The following is an 8,632-nucleotide window of genomic DNA, read 5'->3' as shown; positions in this document are numbered from 1 at the left end:
CGGCGGTGCAGGGGTGTTCGTCGTCGGGGTTGCACATGCCCGGTGCGGCCCATTTCTCCATCACCGCGCCGAGGGTGGCGCCCAGTTCGGCGGTGAGGCGGCCGCGGATGGTGCGGGTGCCGTCGGGTTCCTGGGGGCCCAGCGTGATGCCGCGGGTGCGGGCGGCGAGGTCTTCGGGGGGTTCCTCGCCGTCCTGGTTGAGCAGATACAACGCTTCAGTGATCGCGGTGTGCAGCACATCGGGGCAGTTGCTCGCGGCGACGGCGACCAGCTTCTCCTCCATGTGCTGGCGGCGTTGGGTATCGACCCAGGCGGGGCAGGCGGTGAAGAACTTCTCCAACTCCTCGATGTGGTCTGGGGTCAGCCAGCCGCCGGCTTGGGCGGCGGCGGTCGCGGCCCGCCGCGGCGGCAGCGGTTGGCCGGTGAGGGTGTGGCGGGGTCCGAAGTTGATGGCGTCACGGACGCGGCGGCGGGCTTCTTTGTGGGAGATGCGTAGCCGGATCCGTAGGGCTTCGGGCCAGGATTTCGCCCCGATCCGCGCCGGGGTGCTCTGATCGGCCAGCGCGGTGATCGCGGCATGCTCGACGGTGGGTGCCAGGTTGCGCAGCTCCTGGATGCCGGAGCACACGTCGAGCAGCTCCGCGGGTGACAGGGACCCGAACGGCAGGCCGCGCACCCTGTCGAGTGCCGCGCGTACCGCGGCGAGCGCGGCGGCAACCTCCGACTCCGACTCCGACTCCGACTCCATGCTCGAACACTAGTTCGAGCCACCGACAAAACCCCGCGCGATGTGACCCGTGAGGCCACATTGACCAAAGTTGTTCGGTGACCAGCGCGGATGCCGCCGAGGTGCCGGGCAGTAGGCTGCAACGCATGCGTGTTGGAGTTCTGGGTGCAAAGGGAAAAGTCGGCGCGGCAATGGTCCTGGGGGTGGAGCGAGCCGAGGACCTGACGTTCTCGGTGGGCGTCGACGCCGGTGATTCACTGAGTCTGTTCACCGATTCCGATACCGATGTGGTCATCGACTTCACCCATCCCGATGTGGTGATGAACAATCTGAAGTTCTTGATCGACAACGGGATTCACGCCGTCGTCGGTACCACCGGCTTCACCGCCGAACGGTTGGCCCAGGTTCAGGACTGGCTCAAGGAAAAGCCCGAGGTCGCCGTACTCATTGCGCCGAACTTCGCCATCGGCGCCGTCCTGTGCATGCAGTTCGCCAAGCAGGCCGCGAAGTTCTTCGACTCGGTCGAGGTCATCGAGTTGCACCATCCGCACAAGGCCGACGCGCCCTCTGGAACCGCGGCGCGTACCGCCGAACTCATCGCCGAGGCGCGAAAAGAGTTGCCGCCCAACCCGGATGCCACCAGCACCGGTCTCGAGGGTGCACGAGGTGCCGACGTCAACGGCATCCCGGTGCACTCGGTGCGGCTCGCCGGTCTCGTCGCCCACCAGGAGGTGCTGTTCGGCACCGCGGGGGAGACGCTGACCATCCGGCACGACAGCCTCGACCGCGCATCGTTCGTCCCCGGTGTGCTGTTGGCGGTGCGCAACGTGCAGCAGCGGCCCGGGCTGACCATCGGCATTGAGCCACTCCTCGACCTCTCGTGACCGACGGCGCGCGGTCACTGCGCATCCAATTACTGATCGGCTTCATGTGCCTGGCGCTGGTCGTCTATTTCCTCATGCTGGGCCGCACTGCCGTCGTGTTCATCGGGTCAGGTAAGCCCGCGGCCATCGGACTCGGGGTTGCCCTGCTGGTCTTTCCGCTGATCGGTGTGTGGGTTCTGGTCACCACACTGCGCGCCGGCTTCGCGCATCAGCGTCTGGCCCGGCTCGCTCGCGAGCAGGGCATGGAACTCGACGTGACCGACCTGCCGCACCGCCCGTCAGGCCGGGTCGAGCGGGATGCGGCCGATGCGCTGTTCGTCACGGTGAAACGCGAATTGGAAGCCGACCCCGACAACTGGGTGCGCTGGTACCGGCTGGCCCGCGCGTATGACTATGCGGGCGACCGGAGCCGGGCCCGCGAGACGATGCGCACCGCTGTCCGCATGCAGGAGAGTGGGTGAGCATGGCAACGCTGCTCATCGTCCACCACACGCCATCGCCGTACTGCCAGGCGATGTTCGAGGCGGTGGTCTCCGGCGCCACGGACCCCGAGATCGAGGGGGTCGACGTGGTGCGTCGTCCCGCCCTCACGGTCTCGTCGGCGGACATGTTGGCCGCGGACGGCTATCTGCTGGGCTCCCCGGCCAACCTCGGATACATGAGTGGTGCGCTCAAACACGCGTTCGACGTCTGCTACTACCCGTGTCTCGACAGCACCAGGGGCAGGCCATTCGGCCTGTACCTGCACGGCAACGAGGGCACCGAGGGTGCCGAGCGGGCCATCGACTCCATCACGACGGGCCTCGGCTGGATCAGGGCCGCCGAACACGTGGTGGTGTCGGGTAAGCCGAGCAAGGACGATCTCGAGGCGTGCTGGAACCTCGGTGCGACGGTGGCCGCCGGGTTGATGCGCGACTGAACCGGCGAGGTCACCCGAGACGTTATTGACGGACCGGCAGCCCGCCCGGTGTCGCCGCGTGGTCGGGACGATACGGTGACCGCCAGACTGAACAGAGAGGATCACCATGCCGGGTATCGCCGAATTGGCCCTGGGCGCCGCGCCGATCGCCGGCGGTGCGCTGCTGGGGATGGCGGCGGGCAATCTGAAACCGCCTGACGTACGCGGTCTCATTGTCAAGGACATGGACCTGCTGGACCGACTCCCTGCGGAGCAGACCGAGCGCAGGGCACGTCTGCAAGCCAGCATCGATCAGCGCATCGACGATCTCGTCACCGCCAACGAGCGCGGCCGCCAACTCCGGCTGGCCGCCGCGTCGTATGAAGGCAACTGGCGCGACATCGTGGTGTTCATCTGCGCGGTGCTGTTCACCATCGTCTGGTGGAACGTCAGCCACAGCCGGGCCAACTGGATGGTGATGTTCATCGTGATGATCATCGTGTCCGTGGTGGCGGGCATCTACGCCGGACGCGGGATCCTGCGGGTCGTGACGACCCGCGTCCTGCACCGCGATCGACAAACTCAGTAGTGGAAGGTGTCCGACGGGGCGGGCACGTGGTCAGGGTCGTCGCCGTACTCGGACTCGTGAATGCCGTAGGCCTTCGCCAGGTCGAGGATCTTGTTGGCCCGGGCGATCCGTGGCAGGTCTGAGCCGTTGCGGATCTCCCCGCCGTCACGCTGAAACTCGGCGAAAAACTCTCGTGCCCAACTGATCTCGTCCTGCGACGGGGACAGGCCCTCGTTGACCGTCGGGCACTGGTCCGGGGTCAGGCAGATCTTGCCGGTCATCCCGAACTCGGCCGACACCGCGGTGGCTTCCGACAGTCGCAGCGCGCTCGAACCCACGGTGGGCCCGTCGATCGCGCTCGGAAGATGAGCAGCCTTGGCCGCGATGGTGAACCGCGAGCGGGCGTACGCCAGCGTCGCCGGATTGTCGCCGAATCCGGTGTCGCGGCGGAAATCGCCGATGCCGAATGCGAGTCGGAATGTGCCCTTGGTCGCGGCGATCTCGGTGATGCGTTCGAGCCCGCGTGCGGTCTCCACGAGTGCGACGATCGGCACGTCCGGAAGACGCTTGGCGGTTTCGGTGATGTGGTCGACGGACTCCACCATGGCGAGCATGATCCCGCCGACCGACGTCCCGGACAGCATCTCCAGGTCGTCGGCCCACCACCGGGTGCCGAACCCGTTGATCCGCACCCAGTCGGTGTTGTCCTCGCCGAGCCAGCGGATCACGTTGTCGCGGGCGGAGTCCTTGTCCTTCGGTGCGACCGCATCCTCGATGTCGAGCACGACGATGTCGGCGCGTGAGCGCGCAGCAGGGGCGAAGCGTTCGTACTGCGCGCCGTTGACCAGCAGCCAACTGCGGGCGAGTACCGGGTCGATGCGGAAGCCAGGGGCGGCGTTGGGATCCGGTTCACTGATGCTGGTCTGGTCGTACACGCCTCAATCGTCGCTTACGGGGTGACGGCGCGACGCGGCGGGTCAGCCGAGCCGCGAGCCGAAGAAGCTCTCCATGGCTTCCCAGTGCTGTTCGTCGGCGGCCTTGTCGTAGGGGGCGTTGTCGGGAACCGCGAATCCATGTGCGGCTGCGTAGGTTTCGATGATGTGCTCGACGCCTGCGGCCGTCAGCGCTTTGTCCAGGGTTTCCGCCTGCTCTGCGGTGAACGATGAATCGTTCTCGGCGCCGCCGACGTAGACGGCTGCCTGGATCTTGTCGGCCAGCAGATGCGGGCTGCCCGGGTCGTCGCTGGCCAACCCGCCGCCGTGGAACGACATGGCCGCCGCAACCCGATCCGGCACCCGGCCTGCCACCACCAGGGATGTGCGCCCACCCATGCAATACCCGGTGGTGCCGAATTTCGCGTCGGTGACCTCGGGCCTGCCCGCCAGATAGTCGAAGAACGCCGTCGCGTCGGCCGCCATGACGTCCGGGGTCACTTTCCGCATCATCGAGAACAACCTGTCGCGTTCGCCGGCATCGCCGAACACCGTCGCCATCTCGAACGGCTTCCAACCCGGGTCGCGGTAGTAGACGTCGGGCACCAACACGGCGAAGCCGTACCCGGCCAGCTTCGCGGCCATGTCATCGAACGTCGCCCGCGCGCCGCCTGCGTCGGGATACATGACCACGCCCGGCCACGGGCCGTGGCCGTCTGGGGTCGCGAGTGTCACGGCACAAGTGCCGTCGGGCGTGGTGATGGTGTCCTTGATCGTCGGCATGGCTACCGTTCTACCCCTAACCGCTGCCCGTAAGCTGAGGGTGTGCCTATCGCGACGCCGTACGAGGATCTGCTGCGGCTGGTGCTGCAGACCGGAACGCCGAAGTCCGACCGCACCGGCACCGGAACCCGCAGCCTGTTCGGCCACCAGATGCGCTACGACCTCGCCGAGGGTTTCCCGCTGATCACCACCAAGAAGGTGCACACCAAATCCATCGTCTACGAGCTGCTGTGGTTTTTGCGCGGTGACTCCAACGTGCGGTGGCTGCAGGATCACGGGGTCACCATTTGGGATGAATGGGCTTCTGAGACAGGCGATCTGGGGCCGGTCTACGGCGTGCAGTGGCGGTCCTGGCCGACGCCGTCAGGTGAACACATCGACCAGATCAGCAACTCCTTGGCGCTGCTCAAGCGTGATCCGGACTCCCGCCGCAACATCGTCTCGGCATGGAACGTCGGCGAGATTCCGCAGATGGCCCTGCCGCCCTGCCACGCGTTCTTCCAGTTCTACGTCGCCGACGGCAAGTTGTCCTGCCAGCTCTACCAGCGCAGCGCGGACCTCTTCCTCGGGGTGCCGTTCAACATCGCCAGCTATGCCCTGCTGACGCACATGATGGCGGCGCAGGCGGGTCTCGATGTCGGCGAGTTCGTATGGACCGGCGGGGATTGCCACATCTACGACAACCACGTCGAACAGGTCACGCTGCAGCTGACCCGCGAACCCCGCCCATACCCGGAACTTGTTCTGGCGCCGCGTGATTCGATCTTCGACTACACCTACGAGGACATCGCGATCCTGAACTACGACCCGCACCCGGCCATCAAGGCCCCCGTCGCAGTATGACCTTGGGATTGATCTGGGCGCAGTCGCGCACCGGCATCATCGGCCGCGACAACGGGATTCCCTGGCGACTACCCGAGGACCAGGCCCGTTTCAAAGAGCTGACCATGGGCCAGACCGTGCTGATGGGCCGGTTGACCTGGGAATCGCTGCCGGCGAAGGTGCGGCCGTTGCCCGGCAGGCGCAACGTCGTGATCACCCGTGATGCGGGGTTCGTCGCCGAGGGCGCCGACGTGGTGACAGCGCTGCCGGAACACGCGGACGGCTGGGTCATCGGTGGTGCGCAGATCTATGCGATGACGCTGCCGTACGCCGATCGGTGTGAGCTCACCGAGATCGATGTCGACCTGACACCGCTCGACGGCGATGCGTTGGCGCCTGTGCTCGACGACTCGTGGGTGCTGACGCCGGGCGAGTGGCAGACCAGCGCGTCGGGCTTGCGCTACCGCTACTGCAGCTACCGTCGCGATCAGCGGCCCTCGACCACGTAACCGGCCAGCCGCCGCACATCGGCGTCGGTGTCGCTGGTGGTCAGCTCGGAGATCCGGGCCCGCAGCGCGTCTGTGTCACGGTCATCAAGGTCCGCCGGGCCCCGTAGACCGATCAGTTCACCGATCGTGACGACGGCGTGCCGCCGGATCACCGGCTCGCAGTGGTCGAGGCCGGGTCGCACGCCGGGCAGGTCGGCAGCGTCGAGTGTGCAGTACCCGCGTCCCGGTTGCAGTTCTTCGGCCACGATCGCGGCGACTGCCGGATCGGCCAGCCCCGCTGCGAGTAACGCGTAGTCCAGCGGCGGGTGGCTGGGCGCGTGGTCGCGAAACGAGCGATACGGCCCGGCCACCGCCGCCGCTCTGCTCTCGGCCGGCAGGTCGCGACGCGCCAGGACCTCCAGGCCGGCACCCAGGCGCCCCAGCGCGGTGGCCACCCAGTCGTGGGCGTTGCCGCGCAGCGGTAGCGCTGCCCACAGTGCCGCCATGACCTCGGGTGTCGCCAAACCTAGATCGGCGAGAAGTTTGGCACCCGTCCAGGCGGTGTCATGGTGCTCGAGGGCGGCAATGCCGACCGGTACCGCGGCCATACCCGTATCCAGTAGCAGGGTCAGCGCGCGTTCCCGGCCCAGCAGCTGCCCGAGTTCACGCCGGCCGGGGCGCGTCGTCAGACCCGCCGCCTCGGCCAACAGCGGCACCCGCTGCTCCGTCGGCATGGCCAGCACGTCGCGTTCGGCCTCCGCTGCGGCGACGTACGCGGGGAAATGGCGGTTCATCTCATCAGCGGTGAGTGAGCGGACCAGCAGATCCGCGTCCTCGTCGTCGAGGTAGACGACCACGTCCTGCGGCAGCGTCCCGTCGGTCACCAGCAGCGTGCGCACACGCGCGGCGATGTGCAGCATCGCCTCGGCAAAGCGGTCCCATTCCTGCTCCCACCGCGCTCGGGGCAGCCCCGATGCCGCAGCGACGAGCTGCTCACCCCACCGCGAATCGGTCTCACCCCACTCGTAGTCCTGGTACTCCCAATCCGGTGGACTGAACCGGCAATCCGGGTCCGTGACCGACTCCTCGGTGGCGACTGCGAGATTGGGCAGGTAGATCACGCCTGTCAGCTCCGAGTAGAACTCGCTGAAGGCCACGGCGTATGGCCGCTCCGGTGCGGCTGATGCGACGAGTGCACGTACGGCATCGGCTGCTGCCAGGGTCAACTCGGTCTCGAACGCATCCCAGTCGAACGCCACGTCGACCAGTATCACCAAGGTGGTGCAGCCGACTTGTCGGTGGCTTGAGGAACGATGGAGCGGTGGCCTCTCTCACTACAGCGCAGGCTCGCCGCATCGCCGTCGCGGCGCAGGGATTTCATGAACCGAAACCCAGCGGTGCGGTCACGCGTGCGCACCTGCGCCGGTTGATCTCCCGGATCCAGGTACTGCAGTTGGACTCGGTGTCGGTCGCGGTGCGCGCCCACTACGCGCCGGTCTTCAGCCGGCTCGGGCCGTACGACCGCGATGTGCTCGACCGGGCCGCCTGGTCGCATACTGCGCGCGCACCACGACTTCTGGTGGAGTACTGGGCGCACGAGGCAGCGCTGATGGCGGTCGAGGATTGGCCGCTGCTGCGGTGGCGGATGCGCGAGTACACCCACGGCCGGTGGGGCACCGAGATCGTCCGGAAGAACGCCAAACTCGCCGAGGACATCGTCGCTGCCGTCGCCGAGCTTGGCCCGTCGACGGCGGGGCAGATCGAAGCTCATCTGGAAGCGGAGCCGCGGGGACGCAAAGGACCGTGGTGGGGGCGCAGTGACACCAAGTGGGTGGCCGAGGCGCTGTTCGCCTCAGGAGTGTTCACGACGGCGACGCGTGTCGGATTCGCCCGGCACTACGACCTCACCGAGAACGTCCTGCCACCCGAGGTGGTGTCCCGTGAGGTCGGCGACGACGAGGCGATTCGTGAGCTGACCCTGCGTGCGGCGACGGCGCTTGGAATCGGCACGGAAGCCGACATCCGGGACTACTTCCGCCTCGGCGCAAAACAGGTGAAACCGGCCATCGCCAAGCTGGTCGCCGACGGTGACTTGGAGCCCGTCGACATAGACGGCGTGCCGGCCTACCTGCGGTCGGGACAGATCGTGCCGCGGCGGGACCGGGGCACCGCGCTGCTGTGTCCGTTCGATCCGCTGATCTTCTTCCGGCCCCGGGTCGAGCGGCTGTTCGATTTCCACTACCGCATCGAGATCTACACCCCGGCTCCCAAGCGCCAATTCGGTTACTACGTATGGCCTTTCCTGCTCGACGGGCAGCTGGTGGGGCGCGTCGACCTCAAACGGACCGACGGTGCGCTGCACGTCGTCGGCGCGTTCACCGAAGACGGGCAGGACCGGTCCCGGGTGGCGTCCGCGTTGGCGGGGGAGTTGCGAACGATGGCCGTGTGGCTCGGCGTGAACGACGTGACGGTCGGCCGGAACGGGGATCTTGCCGCGGAGTTGGGGCAGAGCCTGCACCGATAATCGAGT

11 protein-coding genes are annotated in these 8,632 nt (G+C 67.2%); 7 read left to right on the top strand and 4 right to left on the bottom strand.

Annotation, left to right across the window (positions count from 1 at the left end; translation table 11 throughout):
* Positions 1 to 748 (bottom strand): DUF222 domain-containing protein (locus RMCB_RS26450; RefSeq protein ID WP_131805584.1); only part of this gene is annotated, 748 nt, incomplete at its 3' end.
* 125 nt (positions 749 to 873) lie between these two features.
* On the opposite strand from RMCB_RS26450, the gene dapB reads away from it, so the two are divergent.
* The 4 genes from dapB (at position 874) to RMCB_RS26430 (ending at position 3,098) form a co-directional block, all read left to right on the top strand.
* Positions 874 to 1,611, top strand: coding sequence for a 4-hydroxy-tetrahydrodipicolinate reductase (gene dapB / locus RMCB_RS26445; RefSeq protein ID WP_062831136.1), 738 nt, complete (start codon positions 874 to 876; stop codon positions 1,609 to 1,611).
* On the top strand, positions 1,608 to 2,072 hold the full coding sequence (locus RMCB_RS26440) for a hypothetical protein (RefSeq protein WP_062831122.1): 465 nt from the start codon (positions 1,608 to 1,610) through the stop codon (positions 2,070 to 2,072). The genes dapB and RMCB_RS26440 overlap by 4 nt, the downstream gene beginning before the upstream one ends.
* Positions 2,073 to 2,074: 2 nt before the next feature.
* Complete coding sequence (locus tag RMCB_RS26435) at positions 2,075 to 2,530, top strand: flavodoxin family protein (RefSeq protein WP_062831121.1); 456 nt, start codon at positions 2,075 to 2,077, stop codon at positions 2,528 to 2,530.
* 106 nt (positions 2,531 to 2,636) lie between these two features.
* Positions 2,637 to 3,098 carry a hypothetical protein gene (locus RMCB_RS26430; RefSeq protein ID WP_062831120.1) on the top strand — a complete coding sequence of 154 codons (462 nt, stop codon included), beginning with the start codon at positions 2,637 to 2,639 and terminating at the stop codon, positions 3,096 to 3,098.
* Here RMCB_RS26430 and RMCB_RS26425 read toward each other — a convergent pair.
* Positions 3,092 to 4,012: an HpcH/HpaI aldolase/citrate lyase family protein gene (locus RMCB_RS26425; protein ID WP_062831119.1), complete on the bottom strand. Its 921-nt coding sequence runs from the start codon at positions 4,010 to 4,012 to the stop codon at positions 3,092 to 3,094. The two genes, RMCB_RS26430 and RMCB_RS26425, sit on opposite strands and share 7 nt — an antisense overlap.
* Before the next feature lie 42 nt (positions 4,013 to 4,054).
* Entirely contained in the window at positions 4,055 to 4,792 is a 738-nt protein-coding gene (locus RMCB_RS26420) for a dienelactone hydrolase family protein (RefSeq protein ID WP_062831118.1), read from the bottom strand.
* Positions 4,793 to 4,834: 42 nt separating this feature from the next.
* Between RMCB_RS26420 and RMCB_RS26415 the strand changes: the two genes are divergently transcribed.
* Both RMCB_RS26415 and RMCB_RS26410 read left to right on the top strand, forming a co-directional pair.
* The gene (locus tag RMCB_RS26415; RefSeq protein WP_062831117.1) at positions 4,835 to 5,635 is read left to right on the top strand and encodes a thymidylate synthase; all 801 of its coding nucleotides are present in this window, start codon (positions 4,835 to 4,837) and stop codon (positions 5,633 to 5,635) included.
* Positions 5,632 to 6,123: a dihydrofolate reductase gene (locus tag RMCB_RS26410; RefSeq protein ID WP_201028353.1), complete on the top strand. Its 492-nt coding sequence runs from the start codon at positions 5,632 to 5,634 to the stop codon at positions 6,121 to 6,123. The genes RMCB_RS26415 and RMCB_RS26410 overlap by 4 nt, the downstream gene beginning before the upstream one ends.
* On the opposite strand, the gene RMCB_RS26405 is transcribed toward RMCB_RS26410, so the two are convergent.
* Positions 6,102 to 7,361: a DUF4303 domain-containing protein gene (locus RMCB_RS26405; RefSeq protein ID WP_165606326.1), complete on the bottom strand. Its 1,260-nt coding sequence runs from the start codon at positions 7,359 to 7,361 to the stop codon at positions 6,102 to 6,104. The genes RMCB_RS26410 and RMCB_RS26405 overlap by 22 nt on opposite strands.
* Positions 7,362 to 7,423: 62 nt before the next feature.
* Between RMCB_RS26405 and RMCB_RS26400 the strand changes: the two genes are divergently transcribed.
* A complete protein-coding gene (locus tag RMCB_RS26400; RefSeq protein ID WP_062831115.1) occupies positions 7,424 to 8,626 on the top strand; it encodes a winged helix-turn-helix domain-containing protein in 1,203 nt (400 codons plus the stop codon).
* The last annotated feature ends 6 nt before the right edge of the window (positions 8,627 to 8,632 follow it).

Origin of the sequence: Mycolicibacterium brisbanense, from assembly GCF_001570425.1 — a bacterium.
GTDB classification, from domain to species: domain Bacteria; phylum Actinomycetota; class Actinomycetes; order Mycobacteriales; family Mycobacteriaceae; genus Mycobacterium; species Mycobacterium brisbanense.
This window is presented reverse-complemented; position numbering and strand designations above follow the sequence as displayed.

Bases quoted from the DNA above. Each gene is read 5' to 3' on its own strand.
- RMCB_RS26430 (WP_062831120.1), top strand. From the start codon at position 2,637: ATGCCGGGTATCGCCGAATTGGCCCTGGGCGCCGCGCCGATCGCCGGC.
- RMCB_RS26435 (WP_062831121.1), top strand. From the start codon at position 2,075: ATGGCAACGCTGCTCATCGTCCACCACACGCCATCGCCGTACTGCCAG.
- dapB (WP_062831136.1), top strand. From the start codon at position 874: ATGCGTGTTGGAGTTCTGGGTGCAAAGGGAAAAGTCGGCGCGGCAATG.
- RMCB_RS26420 (WP_062831118.1), bottom strand. From the start codon at position 4,792: ATGCCGACGATCAAGGACACCATCACCACGCCCGACGGCACTTGTGCC.
- RMCB_RS26410 (WP_201028353.1), top strand. From the start codon at position 5,632: ATGACCTTGGGATTGATCTGGGCGCAGTCGCGCACCGGCATCATCGGC.